The sequence below is a fragment of the Flavihumibacter profundi genome, assembly GCF_020076305.1.
In the GTDB taxonomy this organism is placed as follows: Bacteria; Bacteroidota; Bacteroidia; order Chitinophagales; family Chitinophagaceae; genus Flavihumibacter; species Flavihumibacter profundi.
The window spans coordinates 2,033,953-2,052,008 of record NZ_JAIQXE010000001.1 but is presented as its reverse complement, the minus strand read 5'-3'; the positions used below and the strand labels follow the sequence as shown (position 1 = coordinate 2,052,008).

17 protein-coding genes are annotated in these 18,056 nt (G+C 44.0%); 8 read left to right on the top strand and 9 right to left on the bottom strand.

The window, feature by feature from the left end:
• Nucleotides 1–197: 197 nt before the first annotated feature.
• The 3 genes from LAQ65_RS08840 to LAQ65_RS08830 all read left to right on the top strand — a co-directional run bounded on the left by LAQ65_RS08840 (nucleotide 198) and on the right by LAQ65_RS08830 (nucleotide 2,330).
• Nucleotides 198–647, top strand: a complete 450-nt coding sequence (locus tag LAQ65_RS08840) for a hypothetical protein (protein ID WP_224116592.1) — start codon at nucleotides 198–200, stop codon at nucleotides 645–647.
• A gap of 68 nt (nucleotides 648–715) precedes the next feature.
• Entirely contained in the window at nucleotides 716–1,498 is a 783-nt protein-coding gene (locus tag LAQ65_RS08835) for an RMD1 family protein (protein WP_224116591.1), read from the top strand.
• A gap of 76 nt (nucleotides 1,499–1,574) precedes the next feature.
• Entirely contained in the window at nucleotides 1,575–2,330 is a 756-nt protein-coding gene (locus tag LAQ65_RS08830) for a Bax inhibitor-1/YccA family protein (protein ID WP_224116590.1), read from the top strand.
• Nucleotides 2,331–2,333: 3 nt separating this feature from the next.
• On the opposite strand, the gene LAQ65_RS08825 is transcribed toward LAQ65_RS08830, so the two are convergent.
• Nucleotides 2,334–4,532, bottom strand: a complete 2,199-nt coding sequence (locus LAQ65_RS08825) for a B12-binding domain-containing radical SAM protein (protein WP_224116589.1) — start codon at nucleotides 4,530–4,532, stop codon at nucleotides 2,334–2,336.
• Nucleotides 4,533–4,693: 161 nt separating this feature from the next.
• Here LAQ65_RS08825 and LAQ65_RS08820 point away from each other — a divergent pair, with 161 nt between their 5' ends.
• Entirely contained in the window at nucleotides 4,694–5,644 is a 951-nt protein-coding gene (locus LAQ65_RS08820; RefSeq protein ID WP_224116588.1) for a phytanoyl-CoA dioxygenase family protein, read from the top strand.
• On the opposite strand, the gene LAQ65_RS08815 is transcribed toward LAQ65_RS08820, so the two are convergent.
• Together LAQ65_RS08815 and LAQ65_RS08810 are read right to left on the bottom strand one after the other, a co-directional pair.
• The gene (locus tag LAQ65_RS08815; RefSeq protein ID WP_224116587.1) at nucleotides 5,641–6,474 is read right to left on the bottom strand and encodes a sugar phosphate isomerase/epimerase family protein; all 834 of its coding nucleotides are present in this window, start codon (nucleotides 6,472–6,474) and stop codon (nucleotides 5,641–5,643) included. The genes LAQ65_RS08820 and LAQ65_RS08815 overlap by 4 nt on opposite strands.
• A 40-nt stretch (nucleotides 6,475–6,514) precedes the next feature.
• Nucleotides 6,515–7,864: an AGE family epimerase/isomerase gene (locus tag LAQ65_RS08810; RefSeq protein WP_224116586.1), complete on the bottom strand. Its 1,350-nt coding sequence runs from the start codon at nucleotides 7,862–7,864 to the stop codon at nucleotides 6,515–6,517.
• 74 nt (nucleotides 7,865–7,938) lie between these two features.
• Here LAQ65_RS08810 and ribD point away from each other — a divergent pair, with 74 nt between their 5' ends.
• From ribD to LAQ65_RS08795, 3 genes are read left to right on the top strand one after another with little or no spacing between them, the layout of a single operon-like run.
• On the top strand, nucleotides 7,939–8,982 hold the full coding sequence (gene ribD, locus LAQ65_RS08805) for a bifunctional diaminohydroxyphosphoribosylaminopyrimidine deaminase/5-amino-6-(5-phosphoribosylamino)uracil reductase RibD (RefSeq protein WP_224116585.1): 1,044 nt from the start codon (nucleotides 7,939–7,941) through the stop codon (nucleotides 8,980–8,982).
• A 3-nt stretch (nucleotides 8,983–8,985) separates the two neighbouring features.
• Nucleotides 8,986–9,861, top strand: coding sequence for an EamA family transporter (locus LAQ65_RS08800; protein ID WP_224116584.1), 876 nt, complete (start codon nucleotides 8,986–8,988; stop codon nucleotides 9,859–9,861).
• A 1-nt stretch (nucleotide 9,862) separates the two neighbouring features.
• Nucleotides 9,863–10,477 carry an IMPACT family protein gene (locus LAQ65_RS08795; protein ID WP_224116583.1) on the top strand — a complete coding sequence of 205 codons (615 nt, stop codon included), beginning with the start codon at nucleotides 9,863–9,865 and terminating at the stop codon, nucleotides 10,475–10,477.
• Here LAQ65_RS08795 and LAQ65_RS08790 read toward each other — a convergent pair.
• The gene (locus LAQ65_RS08790; RefSeq protein WP_224116582.1) at nucleotides 10,464–11,207 is read right to left on the bottom strand and encodes a YdcF family protein; all 744 of its coding nucleotides are present in this window, start codon (nucleotides 11,205–11,207) and stop codon (nucleotides 10,464–10,466) included. The two genes, LAQ65_RS08795 and LAQ65_RS08790, sit on opposite strands and share 14 nt — an antisense overlap.
• Nucleotides 11,208–11,278: 71 nt before the next feature.
• Here LAQ65_RS08790 and LAQ65_RS08785 point away from each other — a divergent pair, with 71 nt between their 5' ends.
• Nucleotides 11,279–12,055, top strand: coding sequence for an RNA polymerase sigma factor (locus LAQ65_RS08785; RefSeq protein ID WP_224116581.1), 777 nt, complete (start codon nucleotides 11,279–11,281; stop codon nucleotides 12,053–12,055).
• Nucleotides 12,056–12,066: 11 nt separating this feature from the next.
• Here the strand turns inward: LAQ65_RS08785 and LAQ65_RS08780 are convergent, their stop codons facing one another.
• The 5 genes from LAQ65_RS08780 to LAQ65_RS08760 all read right to left on the bottom strand — a co-directional run bounded on the left by LAQ65_RS08780 (nucleotide 12,067) and on the right by LAQ65_RS08760 (nucleotide 17,980).
• Entirely contained in the window at nucleotides 12,067–12,801 is a 735-nt protein-coding gene (locus LAQ65_RS08780) for a LytR/AlgR family response regulator transcription factor (RefSeq protein ID WP_224116580.1), read from the bottom strand.
• A complete protein-coding gene (locus LAQ65_RS08775) occupies nucleotides 12,798–15,824 on the bottom strand; it encodes a ligand-binding sensor domain-containing protein (RefSeq protein WP_224116579.1) in 3,027 nt (1,008 codons plus the stop codon). The genes LAQ65_RS08780 and LAQ65_RS08775 overlap by 4 nt, the downstream gene beginning before the upstream one ends.
• Nucleotides 15,825–15,852: 28 nt before the next feature.
• Nucleotides 15,853–16,275: a globin domain-containing protein gene (locus tag LAQ65_RS08770; RefSeq protein WP_224116578.1), complete on the bottom strand. Its 423-nt coding sequence runs from the start codon at nucleotides 16,273–16,275 to the stop codon at nucleotides 15,853–15,855.
• A gap of 140 nt (nucleotides 16,276–16,415) precedes the next feature.
• Entirely contained in the window at nucleotides 16,416–17,309 is an 894-nt protein-coding gene (locus LAQ65_RS08765; RefSeq protein WP_224116577.1) for a 3-hydroxyacyl-CoA dehydrogenase family protein, read from the bottom strand.
• A 29-nt stretch (nucleotides 17,310–17,338) separates the two neighbouring features.
• The gene (locus LAQ65_RS08760) at nucleotides 17,339–17,980 is read right to left on the bottom strand and encodes a carboxypeptidase-like regulatory domain-containing protein (RefSeq protein ID WP_224116576.1); all 642 of its coding nucleotides are present in this window, start codon (nucleotides 17,978–17,980) and stop codon (nucleotides 17,339–17,341) included.
• Between the last annotated feature and the right edge of the window lie 76 nt (nucleotides 17,981–18,056).

Sequence of the window (18,056 nt, the reverse complement as noted above, 5' to 3'; positions counted from 1 at the left end):
TGGATATAATTTTTATTATCCTAATGCGTCAGATAATTTATTTCTTAAATGCGTATCTTTTTGTATTTCTGATTCATTTCCAGTTGATTATATTCAGTATTTAGGATGAGTATGATCAACTAAATTTTTATTTTTGGTTTATATATTTAAAATCGGGTGTATTTATGTTCCTGTGGTGATTTTGTAAAGCAGTTAATATGAAAGGTTTACTGTTGGTATTTTTTTCATTTTGTATCTGGGTTCCGGCATTCAGCCAGGCCGATACAAGCTTTTCTAAAATAAGGGCAGAATATATGGCCAAAAGTAAAAAGCAGCACCGGGCAGGATGGTTTCTTGTGGGTGGTGGATTAGCTATTACGACCATTGGTGTCCTTGTCCAGGCAAATAGTAATGAAAAAAACAATGGTACTGAAGCAACAGATTATACCGGTAGTGCTATCGCGCTTTTTGGGGGATGTTTAACGATCACGAGTATCCCATTTTTTATTGGTGCGGCAAATAATAAAAGACGGGCTACTATTTCATTTGGTAAAACTAATACTATACACCTCCAGGAGGGATATTTTGTAAAAAGGGCAATTCCATCTGTATCATTGACACTGAACCTTGCACGGCCTGCATTTAAAGGCCTTGAATCAGTTCGCTAACCCGAAAATGGCTATCTTTCAGGATGTGATTTTTAACGGTAAATATCCCGTTTCCCAAAGCCCATTCTATGTTTAAAGTTTTAGCATTCCAGATTGCAGACAGTATTGATATTAAAAGCTTCAAGTCAGCATTTACCGCTGAAATCTATTATTCCGACAACGATGAATTGTTTTACCAGGTTGGTACACATAAATTTATTTATGTGTTTAAATATGGGGTGGTTTGCTTCCTGGACCATTCTGAAGTGGAGATGTCGGGTTTTCTGCAACTTATTTCCCCGTTTTGCCGTAACACGCTCAAAGAAAGACTCAGTGATGAATTTGAAATTGAAACTGACGCCTCAAAATTTCAGCTGGGTTTTAATAAGGTGAGTATTACTGAACCCGATACAGAAATGTTGCGGCTTATCATGATGCATGTCTCACAGTCTGTTGCACTTGACCATTTTGAAATTCTTACCAATCAATTACTCGAAGAAGCAAATTCGCATACCCAGGTTTTGGAAATAAAGGGCAAACTCGATTTATCGGGCACCAGCCTGAAAAGATATATCGGCAAAACCCTGAACCTGAAAAACAGGATTGCTGAAAACCTGTATATTTTCGACTCTCCTGAAGAAACCTGGGAAGATGAAAGGCTTAGCAAGCTTGACCTGGGCCTTAAAAAAACATTTGACCTGCAATCACGGTTCAGGACCATCGAAGAAGGGCTCGCCATAGTAAAAGAAAACCTCGAACTTTTTAAAGACCTGCTGCAATACCGCAAAAGCATGGCACTGGAATGGATTGTTATCATTCTCATTGCAGTTGAAGTGCTTAACCTGGTAGTGGAGAAATTTTTTGGCAAATAATTTACGTATATAATCAGCCGTTTCATTGGGAGTTTTGACTAAATCTTTTAATTTGCCGGAATAAATATTTGCAACAATGGCCTTATTCAAATCTGGTAACCCTACCCTAAGCGAATCTAAATTCGAACAATCCCTTACCGGTGACCGCTCAGAACTGATGACAAGTAGCGGTACACTCAATAAGTTTTTCTTCCTTTTTTTCATGGTAATGGCCTCGGCTGTCTTCACCTGGAACGCTTTTAACCAGGGTGTAAATGTTTTTCCGTGGATGATCGGCGCAGCTATTGGTGGACTTATCCTGGCATTGGTACTGTCTTTCAAACCCCACCTGGGTTCCTACCTGGCTCCGCCATATGGACTTATGCAAGGTGTTTTCGTTGGCGGAATCAGTGCTATTTACAATGACGCTTTCGCCGGAGTGGCCCCCGGGATTGTAATGCAGGCTGTGGTACTCACTTTCGGGACTGTTATCGCGATGTTTGTTTTGTACCGCACTGGGATTATTAAAGCAACTGAAAGGTTTAAGTCAATCGTATTTACCGCTACTGCCGGCATTGCTATTTTTTACCTGATTGCCATGGTACTGCGGCTATTCAGTATCGACATCGCCTTCCTTCATGAAGGCAGTATGATTGGTATCCTTTTTTCAGTATTTGTTGTAGCTATTGCTGCCTTGAACCTGATCCTCGATTTTGACAGGATCGAACAAGGTGTCGCAATGGGCGCCCCAAAATATATGGAATGGTATGGCGCATTTGGCCTAATTGTTACCATTGTTTGGTTGTATATAGAGATACTCCGGCTGCTTAGCAAGTTGAGCAGCAGGAAATGATGGTCAGATTTCAAGCAGGCCGGCCTTATACAGAGTGTTCACTGGTTTATTGTGCCAGAATAATTCAAAGTCGGGCAGGCCTGCTGTTTCATAATCTCCTTTTATTTCCTGGAGGGTCCAGGTCTTTGCCTCATGTACTGATAGTTTTGGCAGCAGGTCATTTAACCACCTGCCCTCATCATTACTTACCCTGATACTGAGTTCCCCTTTTTTGCTTTGAAAGGCTAATTCTGCAAGTTCCCACTGCTGTCCTTTTTTGGATTTGGTGATCATTTCCATCGTAGGGGGAATTCCCAGGAAAATTATTTTGCTGTTGGATTTCGCTGTTGTGAATTCTTCTTCTTCCAGTGCCTTTTTGATAAAATCTGGCGCAACTGATGGTTTGGGTGTTTTGAAATCAAACCAGCGGTGCAGCGGGTAGTCGAGGCAAGCCCCATGCATATAGTTCAGCAATGATTTTTTCAGCCCATAACTGAAACTTGCATGGTCTGCACCAGTGGGGTCTTCATGTTCAATATCATTATTGGCAAAGCTGCCCACCAATGCTGATTGTTTTTTTACTTTGTATTTTTCAGGCTCCAGTCCAACCGGGCTATGCGCAGTCATAGTGAACTGGTGCCAGAATGCAGACTGCAGCACACCTGCTTCAAATAGTTGCCTTACCATTTCGAGCGAGTCGATGGTTTCCTGGGCAGTCTGTGTCGGGAAACCATACATGAGGTAAGCATGAACCATAATACCCGCTTCTGCAAAATGTTTGGTGACCCTGGCAACCTGTGCAACAGTAATGCCTTTCCGGATCAATGCCAGCAATCGGTCTGATGCCACTTCAAGTCCGCCGGAAACCCCAATGCATCCGGATGATTTCAGTAAAAGACAAAGGTCGCGGGTGAAGCTTTTCTCAAAGCGGATATTGGTCCACCAGCTCACCACCAGTTTCCTTCTCAATATCTCTATCGCCAGGGCGCGCATTAATGCCGGTGGCGCTGCTTCGTCAACAAAATGGAAACCGTTTTGCCCGGTTTGGGCAATCATTTCTTCCATACGGTCACAAAGCAGGGACGCGGCTACGGGTTCGTATAAACGAATATAATCCAGCGATATATCGCAAAAAGTGCATTTGCCCCAATAGCAGCCATGCGCCATGGTGAGTTTGTTCCAGCGGCCATCACTCCACAGGCTGTGCATGGGGTTGAGGATTTCAATAGCAGAAATGTATTTATTGAGCAGGAAATCACTGTAATCTGGTGTGCCAACCTGCCCTTGTTTATAATCGGTACAGGACTTGTTATTGATGTAAGTGACCAGGCCATCCTGCAGCAGGAAGGTCCGTTTCAGGTTAGTTACTGGTATGTGATTATCAATATAGGCGATCAGTTGTTCGATAGGTGCTTCGCCGTCATCGAGCGTTATGAAGTCATAGAATTCGAAGACCCTTGGATCACTAAGTGAACGCAGTTCTGTATTGGCAAATCCACCACCCATCGCTACTTTGACAGAAGGGTAATTCCTCCTGATCCATTGTGCGCATCGGAGCGAGGTATACAGGTTGCCGGGAAAAGGTACAGACAATGCCACCAGGGCCGGCTGCACAGTTTCCATTCTCTCTTTGAGGATTTTAATAAGCAACTCGTCGATATAGGTGTATTCCTGCTGTAATAAATTGTATAACTCGTCAAAACTATTAGCAGACCGGGCCAGCTTTTCCGCATAGCGGCTAAAACCGAAGTGTTCATCTACTGTTTCTTTGATGAGGTCGGAAAGATCTTCCAGGTACATCGTCGCCAGGTGCTTGGCCTTGTCCTGTGTGCCCATACTGCCGAATGCCCAAACCAGGTCATCCAGTTGTTCAAAACGACCCGCTTCGGGTAAGAAGTCCCTTTTACAGATCAAATGGGCAAGGGTGGGATTATTGCCTTGTAAAAAATTGATTACGGCATCAATGCTTTGGATATAGTCATCCTTTAAGGCGATTATCCTTTTTGCATTTGGTGTTAGTGCAGAAATATCTTTTGGGATAGCATCAAATAATTGGGTAAGCCCGCTTTTCGAAAAAAGGGCGAGCGTGACTTCAATTCCCAGGTCGGACTGGAACGCAGAAATGCCCTTTGTGTTCAGGAAACCTTTCAGGTAGGCCGTTGCCGGGTATGGCGTATTCAGCTGGGTAAATGGGGGTGTAATGAGGTAAACGGAAACGGGCAAATTTGTTTGTTTTACTACTCAAAAATACCGACCTATCAGCGGATGGTCAATTATTATTGTTTTCATGGCAGAAGTTTCAATGGCACCCTTCTTTGCATATATGATTTTTCCGCCTAACTTCAAAACTTCGAGGCCAGGACTTCGGCCTTAAAATCACCGGCATGTTTAAAGCATTTATCAGGCGGCTAAAATTGTCTTATGCCGTGTATAATTTTTTCCATCCAGGGGAATTGAAGCATAATGTGGAAATATACCGCAGGCTTGGTCTAAAGAAAAAGTATTTTTCCCCCATATCCAGCAAGGATTTTGCCGGATTGGAAAATCAACCTGAAAGCCATCCGGCAATAGATCCGGCTGCCTTACAAGGATCGGGTTTATACCAACGGGCCAATGCGACAAGCCGGCAAAGCCTTGATGCATATAACAAAAACGGGTATGCGATTATTGAGCAATATCTGCCCTCGGCTAAAGCGGATGCCATCAATGCAGAAGTGGATCGCTTATTGGCAGAAAAGAAGGCTAAGCTATTGTATGGGAAAAAGATCATGTTCGCGTTTCACCAGTCGCCACTCATCAGTTCAGTCGGGTCTGATGGATCCCTGGTGGAATTATTATCCCACCTCATCGGCGGCAAACCTGTGCTTTTCCAAAGCATGAATTTTATGTACGGCAGTGAACTGGCAACACATTCTGATAGTTTCCACATGACGACCTATCCGCTTGGTGGCTTATTGGGCGTGTGGATTGCCCTGGAAGATGTGACTGATGAAAACGGACCGCTGCATTATTATCCCGGAAGTCATTTATTGCCTTATTACCTGAACGCTGATTATGATAACGAGGGCAGCTATTTTATGACGGGTTCTAAATCCTATGCGGCCTATGAAGCTATGATGCAACAGAAAATCCATGAACTGGGATTGAAAAAAGAAACCTGGCGGCCCAAAAAAGGGGATATGATGATCTGGCATGCTAACCTGTTCCATGGTGGCGAACCGCAGCTCAATAAATCAAAAACCCGTAAAAGCATGGTGCTGCATTATTTTAAGGAGGGCGTTATCTGCTATCATGAGATCACGCAAAGGCCCGCCCTCCTTAAACAAAACAGTTAAATTGATTTAAGGTAATTGAGGTTGTATTTGATGCTTTCAAATGGCGTACTGCTATATTCTTCCTGCTCGATAAAGAAGTATTTCAATCCCGATTGCCTGGCATGGTCAAACATTTTTTTAATGGGTAGTCCGCCTTTGCCAAATTCAGTACTTTGTTTTTTCTTAAGGTCCATGTCTTTCAGGTGCCATAAGGGGAAACGTCCGGGATATTTTTTAAAATACTCCAGCGGGTCTTTCCCTGATGCTACAACCCAGCCCAGGTCCATTTCCATACAAACCAGCGACGGTTCTGTTTCTTCAAGCAGCACATCATACAAGACTGTGTCATTTTCCATTTCAAATTCAAAGTCGTGGTTATGGTAACCAAAGCGGATGCCCATTTTCTTTGCCTCGGCGCCGGCATCATTAAATTGTTCGGCCACTTTTTTGTAGTTATCAATGGTTTGTCCCTGCGATGGCAAACTCGATACTATTATATATTCCTGCCCGCTTTCGGCTGCTTCTGAAAGGGCCTTCGGCCAGTTTTTATCGAGACTGACATGCCCGCTTCTAACGGTCATGCCCAGCTCCTTGCTGATATTCCTGATTTCTTTTGGGGTCATACCATAGTAATGCCCTTTTTCACTGCTGGCGGATTCGAGTTGTTTAATGCCTAAAGCCGAAATTTTCTGGAGGGTTTGTACCGGGTTGGCTATCATATCTTTCCTGAAGGTATACAACTGGACACCCGGATTGGCCAGGTATTCATTGCCGAAATTTATTCGCGGTGCCAGTAAAGTGCCTAAAGTGATGGTGCCGGTATTTTGCAGAAATCTTCTCCTGGTTATCATGGTTATGGTATTATTTTTTATATATAAACGATAATTGTTCTTATCTGCATAATCGTTGGATACAATTGTGCATAGACCTGTAATGGTGATAGGTAGCTTTCCAGATATGGCCTTTGAGGGCAGTTTTTCTATCCGGACTTTTATCCAAACCTTCATCATACCAGTCGCCATACTGGTGATCAATCAGGTAGGTATTGATATATGTCCACATGGTGGTGAATTTCTGGTAATACCGGTTCGGGTCGTTTGGGTAAATATCGGCCATCAGCAATAAAGTATTCAATCCTTCTGCCTGGGCCCACCAGTTTTTCGTATCCTTAATAATGGTGATTTTGTTTTCATCCTTAAAATAATAACCCTCATCGTAGAAGCCGCCGACAGCAGTATCCCAGCCGTTTTCGAGCGCATGGTCCACCATTTTTTTAGCAACTTTTTGTGTGGCTGTGTCATTCACCCATCCAAGCGCATGGGATGCTTCCAGCATCAGGTAAGCAGTTTCTATATCATGGCCAAAAGATACATGGTCGAGGTTATGGTATTTTAAAATGGTATCCCGGGAAGCGTCGCGGTAACTAACCGGCGTCCAGTCTGGCTGGAAAAATAAAACAAGGTATCCCTTAGGCGTAGTTATTTTATCGCGTATGAGTAACAGCATTTCTGACAGCCTTTCTTTCAGCAGGGGATCAGGCCAGATGCTGTAGAGTTCGGTAAATGCTTCCAGCAAATGAATGGAGCTGTTCTGGTCTTTGTACCCGAGTTCTGAAAGGGCGGGAGTTGCAGCATTCCTGCGAAGTGGTTTTCCTTCGCGCGATAAATGCTGGAAATAGCCTTTTGCAACCGGGTCATGACTGTTTTTTTCCAGCCAGGCAAATGATTTTTTTGCAAGCTCCAGTGCCGATGGGTCTTTTGATGCTTCATAGTAAGCAGCCAGGGCATAAATGGCAAAAGCATTGCCATAAGCTTCTTTAGCCGCAACCCCTGAAGTTTTTACATGGCCCTTGCGATCTGTCATCTGGTAGAATCCGCCATAGGTTTTGTCCCACATTACATCACGTAAAAACTTGTAGCCATGTTTCGCGTATTTCAGGTAAACAAGATTACCCGGATAATGCATGGCGGCTTTTGCGGTAGTCCAGGTGTGCCGGGCTTGTGTAACAATAAACTTATCCTGGGGCCCAGTGGGTTTAAAATCATACGTGTAGGTAGTCAAAAAACCACCATATAAAGAATCAATTGACCGGGGATACCATTTATTCAGTAATTCTGTATTGATGGATTTTTCCATTTCATCAGCAATGGTCAACCTGCCGGCTTGTGCAAAAACAAATAAATTTAGTTGCAACAGGATGCAACAAATCGTAAGTCTTTTAATGGTATTAGTGATTAGCATAAACTGTGCTAACAATTTACTGATTTAAAAGTGTGTTTCCGGAATATCTCCTAACTTAAGCAGCAGAAACAGGCATGACAGACCATCATTATTATATGTCACGGTGCATCCAGCTTGCACGGCTCGGGGCGGGTAATGTAGCGCCAAATCCATTGGTAGGCTCCGTACTGGTATATGGCGACCGGATCATCGGTGAAGGCTTCCACCAGCAATACGGGCAACCTCATGCGGAAGTGAATTGCCTGGCTTCCGTAGCCGGGCAGGATTCGGCCTATATCGCTGATAGTATACTTTATGTATCACTTGAACCCTGCGCGCATTTTGGAAAAACCCCGCCCTGTGCAGACATGGTTATCCGTCATGGGATTAAAACCGTAGTTATTGGCTGCCGGGATCCCTTTCCGCAAGTGAATGGGAAAGGCATAGAAAAGCTGCGTGCTGCTGGGGTGAAGGTGATCCTGGGAGTCCTTGAAAAAGAATGTATTGAATTGAATAAACGGTTTTTCTGTTTCCACCAGAAGAAAAGGCCTTTTATCGCTTTAAAATGGGCGCAATCAGCGAATTCCTGTTTGGCCGGACCGAACCTGGAAAGGATCAAAATTAGTAACGGGATCGCTGACAGGCTTGTTCACCGCTGGCGCAGCGAAGAGGCAGCAATTATGGTAGGTACTACCACTGCCCTGGTCGATAATCCCTCTTTAACCAACCGCTTGTGGTATGGGAAAAATCCTTTAAGGGTTTTGCTGGATAAGGATTTGAAGGTGCCGGATACCCACCTGGTTTTTTCAGGGGATGCACCTACGCTCGTGTTTAATACAAAGAAATCAGCAGTTGCCGGGCATGTGCGCTATATAAAAATCGATGCGGCGAAATTAGTATTACCGCAAGTATTGGAACATTTGTCCGCACTGCAGGTGCAGTCTGTTTTGGTTGAAGGGGGTACGAAATTGCTGCAGTCATTTATTGCAACTAATTGCTGGGATGAGGCAAGGGTTATCACCAACCAGCAATTGGTTTTGGAAAATGGTTACCCGGCTCCTTCACTGAATTCCGGTGAGCTGGTGGAAACCATACAGTTGCTCGACAACCTGGTTACCATTTATCAAAATACTACTTAACTGATGATCTTCTTAATTGGAAGTATTGTATTCTCGTCTTACCTGACCTTGTCATTTAAATTGCTTGAACGGTATGGCATTAATAACCTGCATGCCATAGTTTTTAATTATATCACCTGTGTAGTTACCGGCACAATATTAAACGGGCACAACATCTTCAAACCCGTCCTCGTGCAACAACCCTGGTTCCCCTGGGCGATCCTGATGGGTTCATTATTGATTTCCCTTTTCAATATCATTGGCTATACAGCCCAGCGCTCCGGGGTTTCCGTGGCTTCGGTGGCCAATAAACTTTCCCTGGTTATCCCTTTTATTTTTTCTATTGTCTTATATGGTGAGCAGCCCACTGTGCTTAAAATTGCCGGTATTTTGCTGGCTTTTCCAGCAGTTATATGGGTTAGCCAAAGGGAAGGGGGAGAAAGAAGTGCTACAGGGAAGCCCATTGCCTTACCTTTGCTGCCCCTGGTATTATTTATAGGCAGCGGTTTGCTGGATACACTGATCAAATTTGTCGAAAATAGTTTCCTGGATGGTTCCAATAATAACGACTTCCTGATTTGTGCTTTCGCCGTGGCCGCAACTTTTGGTATTGGTATAATCGGATGGCAAATAACCAGCGGAAAAGCCAGGCTTAACTGGAAGGCGGTAGTAGCAGGTATTGCTATTGGAGTGCCGAATTATTTTTCCATCTGGTGCCTGGTAAAAGTATTAAAAGTGAATGCAGGCAAGAGTTCAGCAATTATACCGGTAAATAATATGGGCATTGTTGCTTTCAGTACCCTGGTTGCAGCAGTATTGTTTCACGAAAAACTGAGCCGGAAGAACTGGCTGGGAATATTTTTGTCAATGGCTGCGATTGCCTTGATCGCTTATGGATAACATGGATACAAAAACTTTTTATACTACCCTTGAGAAACAGGGAACTGCCGAGTTCCGGGAACGCGGCAGCAAGTTTATCGGATATGCTTTTCCGTTAAATTCAGCCGGTGAGTTCAAGGAGATTTTACAGCATATCAAAAAAGAGCACCCCAAGGCCAGTCACTATTGTTTTGCTTATCGCCTCGGGCTCGATGGCAATAATTTCCGGGTAAATGATGATGGGGAACCTTCCGGAACCGCGGGTAAGCCCATACTCGGACAAATTGATAGCAAAGAACTGACCAATGTGGGGATTGTTGTGGTACGCTATTTTGGCGGGACATTGCTTGGAGTACCGGGTTTGATCAATGCCTATAAAACAACCGCTACTGTTGTATTACAGACCCTGCCGTTTATCCAGAAACCCATTGAACTGAAATATCGCCTGGAATTTGACTATACCACTATGAACCAGGTAATGATGATCATCAAACAATTTAACTGCAGCATCATCAGCCAGGAAATCCAGTTATTCTGCTTTTTCACCATTGGCATCCCGGTTAACCGGCGCGAAGAAGTCCTTTACCGGCTTAAAGATTTAAATACAGTGACGGTTAGTCCTGTTACCGGTATTTAGCTACTATAAAGCCTATCCATTCCTTGATGAGCCTGCCCCATTTATCTGTCAGCGAAAGGTCGGGCCATAGCAGGTCTGCAACCGATGGCCGGTCATGGATGACTTCATAATTGCAGGGTAAGCCAATAGTCCGGATACCCGCATTACTGAATTCAAGGCTGCACCGGCGCATATGCATGGCCGAGGTTACCAGCACACAGGGTGAAGTAAATTGCATGCTGTCTGCCAGTAATTTTGTAAAGATTGCATTTTCACGGGTATTCCTGCTTTTGTCATCAACCAGGATCCGGTTTGCAGGTACACCATTCCTGATCAGCTCTTCCTTTAAAAAGGTTGCTTCCGGTGGATAGTTGCGCTCCAGGTGCCCATTGCCACCGGTAACAATAATATAATTTACCACACCTTCGTGAAACAGGTTTGCTGTTTGGATGAAACGGTCTGCAGCCTGGCCGAAATAACCATTCCCTTCACGGTCATATCCACTGAGTCCGCCTGGTAAAATAGCAGCGGGATAATTCCCTTTTATTTTTACGGGATTTGGTTGCCAGCTTAGGACGGCCATGCGGTACAGCCAGGGGTTTGTGACCAGTAATGAGAAAACCAGTAAGGCAATCCCGGTCTTTTTTTTCCCCGTTTTTGAACGGATAATAAGTATTAATAATAACCCCGCTATTATCCAGTTGGCGGGAGTTACCAAAAGCACCAGGAGTTTTGCGAGAACAAATTGCATAGCTATAAAGATAAGGAGCCCGGTAAAGTGTTATCTTCGGATGGATAAAATAATCCCAATATCCTTTGACAATGGATACTTTGAATATTCATATGATCATTGATGGCTGCCGGGTCAATAACCAGAAAGCCCGTGAATTACTCTTCCGCCAGATCTATCCTTTCGCCTTGCCCGTGGCTATGCGCTATTCCCGGAATGATGAAGATGCCAATGAACTCATTGAACAGTGTTATTTCGAAGTGCTGGACAGTCTGCCGGCTTATGATGCCCGGCAATTGAATTTCAGGACCTGGGTAAAAAACAGGATCATTTCCAAAGCGCTTGACCTGCTTAAAGAGAAACCCGGAAATGGTATTGATGAAAGTTTGCCTGCGACTGGTAAGCTTTCTGGCCAGTTGCTGTCCGGGATCAGGCAATTGCCACCTGTTCAGCAGGCTGTTTTTTCCTTATATGCAGTTGACGGCTACAGTCACCCCGAAATTGCAGTTACTTTTGGTATTACCCCAAATGAAAGCCAAAGGCTGTACCATGATGCCTGCCGGTTGCTTAAAGTCAGAAGCATGGATCCTTCCGTGCCCATTAAGCTCGAAAAATTCCCCGCCATTGCAGGAGCGGAAGATGCATTATGGCAGCGATTAAGCATTGACGTTAAAAGCAGGTATCCTGAAGAGGGGGCTGAATTTATGCCGGTAAGGGCCACGGCACCTGAAATGATTGGCAATGGTGCATGGATCGGTTGGGCTTTGTTGATATTGCTAAGTGCCAGTTCCATCATTTTATTAAATAATAAGGGAATACTCAGGCCGGCAAACATTCCTGTAAAGAATGCACCGTTAAGCCACAAATAGGGGCAAGCGATTTACCGGTCAAGCCATTTCCTGAATGCCGGCGCTTTTTCCCGGCTGATATCAATTTCTGTTTTTGGAAGCGCAGTTAAGTAGACAGTAAGCTTTTGGTTGTCATTGAGTGCGATCCGCTGGATGGCATTGATATTAATAAGGTACTGGCGGTTTGCCCGGAAAAACAATTTGGGATCCAGGAGGGATTCAATTTCATCGAGACTGTCATAATCAACCATGTATTTTTCGCCGGCCTGGTTGACCAGGTAATTAAGGTTGTCGCGCAGGAAACAGGCAATTGCGGATGTATTTACCGGAATCCAGCTGTTCCTGAAACTTACAATGAATTTTTCTTTGAAAGCCTGTGGTTGGATTCTGCTTTTTTCTGCTTTTGCCGTTGCGGATAATTTCCTGAATTTCCTGATCGCATTGCTTAATTCTTCCTCATTGACTGGTTTAAGCAGGTAGTCAATGCCATTCAGCCTGAAAGCCTTTATGGCATATTCATCATAAGCTGTGGTGAATATTACCGGTGAATTAAGGTTGAATTCCCTGAATAAATCAAAGCTTACGCCATCTCCCAATTGGATATCCATAAAAAACAGGTCGGGCTCTGCATGCTGCATTAACCATTTCCTGGCTGTCTTAAGGCTGGGTAAGGATTCCAGTATAGTTATATCCTTGTCAACCTGTTCGATTTTATATTTCAGTTCCCTTGCTAACAGGGGCTCGTCTTCTATAATGACAGCCGTCATATAAGTGGGATTTTTATGGTAAATGAGGTTTTTGTTTCTTCGATAATAACAGGCAGGTCTGTAAAGTAATGGTACAGCGACCGAAGGTTTAGCAGACCATGCTTATTGCTTGTTTCAACCGCAGTTTTTTTCTGCAGGTTATTGCTGATAACCAGGTAGGAAGGCTCGGAATATATTTCAATAATGAGCGGGTATTCCTCATCAACAGTATTGTGCTTGATGGCATTATCAATCAGGTTCTGTAAGGTTACCGGTACAATTTTTAATTCCAGGTCATCGGGTTTTACATTGATCCTGATTTGCAATCCTTTTTGGAAGCGGGTTTCAAGCAGCTGGATGTAGGATGCCGCAAAGTCCAATTCTTTACGAAGGGTGGTCAGGTCATTGTCCTGGCTTTGGAGTATATACCTGTAAATTTTACTCAGGTTGTCCAGGAAGGAAACCGCTAAAGACTGGTTGGTACGGATCAGGCTGCTGAGAGAGGACAATGAGTTAAAAAGGAAATGCGGGTTCAGCTGTTGTTTTAAGCCTTCAAACATTACGAGCGCCTTTTCTTTTTCCAGGTTCTGCGCCTTGCTCTGCAGGTCGAAAAGCCTTCTCTGACCAGCCAGTCGCGACCTGTACCAGGTATATAATAGTAGTCCTGCTAACAAAGCCAGCAACAACCAAAACCAGGTACTCTTATAATAGATGGTGTCAATATTTACGGTTAAATATTTTCCCTGGTTGTTTCCAGGGATTTTACTGGTTCCTGCCTTGTACCTGAAAATGTAATTCCCGCCGGGTACATTGGTATAATTGGCGATGCCTGATTGTGTAGTGATCCACTCTTTATCAAAACCATCGAGTTTGTAAGTGAACCAGGTTTGTTGCGGATTATTAAAGTTCAGTGCTACCAGGTCGAAAGTGAAAAAGTTCTGGTTGGCTTTTAGTTCAAGCGTATTCAGTTCCTCTGAATTAATGGTTGCAGGGAATGGTTGATCAAATATATGTACCGCGGATAAGTAAACATTCAGCGTGTCTATTCCTGGTTTTATGGCCAGCGGATCAAACCGGAGATAACCCTTCATCGTGGGAAACAGGAAATCCCCATTTCGGAAACGGGTAGCCGGCATGTCAGAAAATTCAATAGATGGCAATCCGTCTTCAACATCGAAAGTGATAAAATTTTTACGCGCAGTATCCAGTACCGTTAGTCCGGATGTAGTGCCAATCCAGAGCCTGTTATAATCATCAGCCAATAGTCCGGAACATTTTATGGACGGTAATCCTTTTGCCGAAGTAAATTGTGTAAAGCGGTCTTCTTTAGGGTCATAACCTACAAGCCCGTTAAAAGAGCTGATCCAGATAATGCCTTTTTGGTCTTCCGTAATTGCGGTGATGGTATTACCTAATAAAGTGCTGTCATTTCCTACGGTCCTTTTCCATTTCCGGAACCTTTGCCGTACCGGATCATACATAGTAAGGCCAGTGCCATCCATCCCGAACCAGATCCTTTTTTGCCTGTCCTGGTATATCGCCCTTACACCGGTATCTATTGCCTGGGCAAGTACCGGGTGGCTGCGGTAACTATATATCTTTTGGTTAGTAGCATTCCTGTAATACAGGGATTGCCCGCTTCCGAACCAGATATTTTTTTCCTGGTCTTCATAAACGGACCAATAAAAGTCTATGGGCAAAGAATCCCGGGCAGTGAGAAAATACATTTTTTTTGCCGATGGTGAATACCTGTTCATGCCACCTGCAGTGCCGATCCAGAGTTCCCCGGTTTTATCGAAGAGTATAGAGCGGACAGAACTACTGTAGAGCTCTTTTTTCTGTCCGGGTATATTATCCCAATAGGAATACCTGTTATTTTTGGGCTCATATTTTACAACACCGGCAAGCCAGCCCGTCCATATATTTCCTGAATCATCTTCTGCTGCTGTCCTTGCCCAGGTTGTGCCTCTGATAGGATTTGAATTATCCGAGGGTGTAATTACCTGGAATGGGTTATCATCGGGGTGGAAATAATCTATACCGGCTCCTTCTGTAGCTGCCCACAGGTAATTGTTTTTGCTCTGGAATTGTAAGGAATTAATGTAAAAAGATATACTGTTTTCACGGCCTGTTTTTGACTGGTACCACATGACCGAATCCCTTTCCGGAATATAACAATACAGCCATTTAGACCGGGTAGTTATCCATAGCCTGCTTTGGTTGTCAATGAATAATTTCAGGATAAAATTATTGCTGGTTTCATTTGGGACGTTATGAAAAACAGGTAAGGATTTTGATTTCTTCCAATCCGGTGATATGCCGAAAACCTTATTGCTTGAAATTTTTGTTGACAACCAAATCGTTCCATCATGGCCTACTGCAATATCAGCTAATGATTTTTCGGGAATCAGTTTTTCGGGAAATTGAATGGCTTCATTTTTTTTCAAATCTATGGCCCAGAGACAAGAATCACTAAAGGTGTATAAAACTGAACGCTTTATGTCCATGCCATTCAATGTGCTGTTTGCAATGGCGGGTGGGAATTGGGTTAATTGTTTAATCAGAAAGCCCAACTTGCCGGATGCCGGGGAAAAGTATGCAATGCCTTTATTGGTGAGCAGGTAAAGGGTGTTTTTGGCGGTATCTTCTTTTATACTAACGATGCTTAAATTTTCTGTACCCTTTACTACAATGAATTTTTCCGTTGCATAATCGAAATGATAAAATCCTTCGTTAAACCCGATCCACAAAATTCCTTTTGAATCACCATAAATGTAACGGGGAACACTGGATGGGGGAGTGCCGGGCTGGCCTGGTTCACTCTGGAATTTTTTAACCCTGCTGCCGTCGAAGCGGTTGAGCCCGCTTACTGTACCAATCCAGATATAACCATACCGGTCTTCCCCGATTGCACGAACAACACCATCACTCAATCCTTCCGAAGTGGAAAAATGGTGGACGTTCAGTTCGGGGTATTGCGCGGATGCAAGCCACCAGGTGAATTGACAAATAAAAAAAAGCAGGTAGTACTTGAATTGCGCCATTACCGGCAAAATACGAATGAAGCGGTATTCATTTAACAGTTGCAGCTGTTTTCATGGTATTTCCTGTCAGTAGTTTGAAATACCTTCTCCAGGCATACTCAGCTGATGGGGTCCATTCGGGGCCCATGCCTTTACCAAGTGTCCAGATTAAGGTCTCCTCGAAACACCTAAAATGGCTCTCGTTAATTTCATAATGTTTTTTCTGGTTGGCGACTGCTGTAATGGCTGTATTTATACCTTCTTTTGAGTCTATCCGGCCTACTACAAGGTTCAGCATTTCGTGTAGGTTCCGGTAATGAACAGACATATCCCCCCTGAAAGCATTTTTCAGGAATGGATAGTCTGTAAACAATTTGGTGTAGAAGGCATCTCCGAGGATTAATGCATCAATATTCCTGAAGTATTTCCAGGTGTCCCGGATACTCTGGACCTGATGCGCAGAAAGCTGCATGATTTGGATAAGTGTTAATGGTTAATGGAGCCTTTCACCAAAACAAAAATCTGCACCATTGCAGCCAATAAAAATTATTAGTTAACCAGCCGGCTGATTTTCGGGTTGAACCGGGCAAAATGGAGCATGAAATGAAATGACTATTTTGAAAAACGTTCGCTCACTTTCAGGTCTTTGCTGCCGGCGGTATAGGTGTAGAAGCCTTCTCCTGTTTTAACGCCCAGTTTCCCGGCATTTACCATATTGGTCAGCAGGGGACAGGGTGCGTATTTTGGGTTACCAAATCCATCCTGCATCACCTGTAAAATACTGTGGCAGGTATCCAGCCCGATGAAATCGGCCAATTGCAATGGTCCCATCGGATGCGCCATACCCAGTTTCATAATGTTGTCAATAGATGCAACACCGGCTACCCCTTCATACAGGCTGTAAATTGCTTCGTTGATCATTGGCATCAGGATGCGGTTGGCAATGAAGCCCGGGTAATCATTCACCACGCAGGGTATCTTACCTATTTTCCTGGTAAGCTCAACAATGGATTCAGTAACAGTTTCAGCAGTTCCATATCCATTGATCACTTCAACCAGTTTCATAACAGGTACCGGGTTCATGAAATGCATGCCAATAACGGTACCGGGCCTTTTTGTAACGCCGGCTATGCGGGTAATGGAAATGGAAGAAGTATTGGAAGCGAGGATAGCGCCTTCCGGTGCGTATTTGTCGAGCTCTTTAAAGATATTCAGTTTCAGGTCGATGTTTTCCGTTGCTGCTTCCACCACTAATTGCACTTCCTGCACGCCTTCTTCTATGGAGCTGAACGTATTTATGCGGGCATATGCAGCAATATGGTCGTCTGCGGAAATAGTGCCTTTCACCACCTGCCGTTCCAGGTTTTTGTTGATGGTCTGCAATGCTTTCACCAGTTGCCCGGTGTTCACATCTATAAGGTGCACCTCGTAGCCTTGTACAGCAAAAACATGGGCTATACCGTTACCCATGGTACCGGCTCCGATAACAGCAATCTTCTGGAACATAGCAATTGTTTAGGGCACAAAAATACAGGCTACTTCTTGCTTTTGAAGTCCCCTCTTTTCCATGCTTTGATAAAATCTGCCCAGGCGATGGGGTTCATAATATTCATTGGTGGGATCTGGCCTGCGTAAGTGTATTTGTAGGCTTGTTTGCGTAAAGTATAGTTAGCGGCTTCTTTACCATCGGCAGGAATGATGGTCATCAGGGCCCTTCGGGTTTGTTCGTCGGTATTTTTCCTGGCAAGCTCATAGTTGTCATCCGGTATCTGCATAGTCGCGAAATCGCGGTCAAACTGCTCCCTTGTGGGCCTTGGCCGGATGATTGTAACAGGAAGGTATTGGGTGTCTACAACCATCAGTTGCACAAGGCTGAACTGGTTACCCTGCAGGTTCCTCGGGATCTCCGCAAGTTTAGGTTTATAGCCGACACTGGTAAATTCTATAACATCACCTTTCAGCACAACAATGGAAAATACACCCTGCTCATTGGTGATGGTACCCCTCCTTCCACCTTTAATTGAAACACTCACCGATGGAATTGCTTCAAGGCTGTCAGCAGTCAGCACAACACCATAAAGTTGCACGACAGAATCTTTGATTTGCTCAAATTGCGCATGGGCACGCTGACAAATAACAAAAAAACTTATTATGAATAAAGGTAGAATTCGCTTCATTGGCTCAAATATATACACTCTTATAAATCTGCTTCAACATTTTACCGGCTCCATTGGTTAATTTTGCACTAAAATT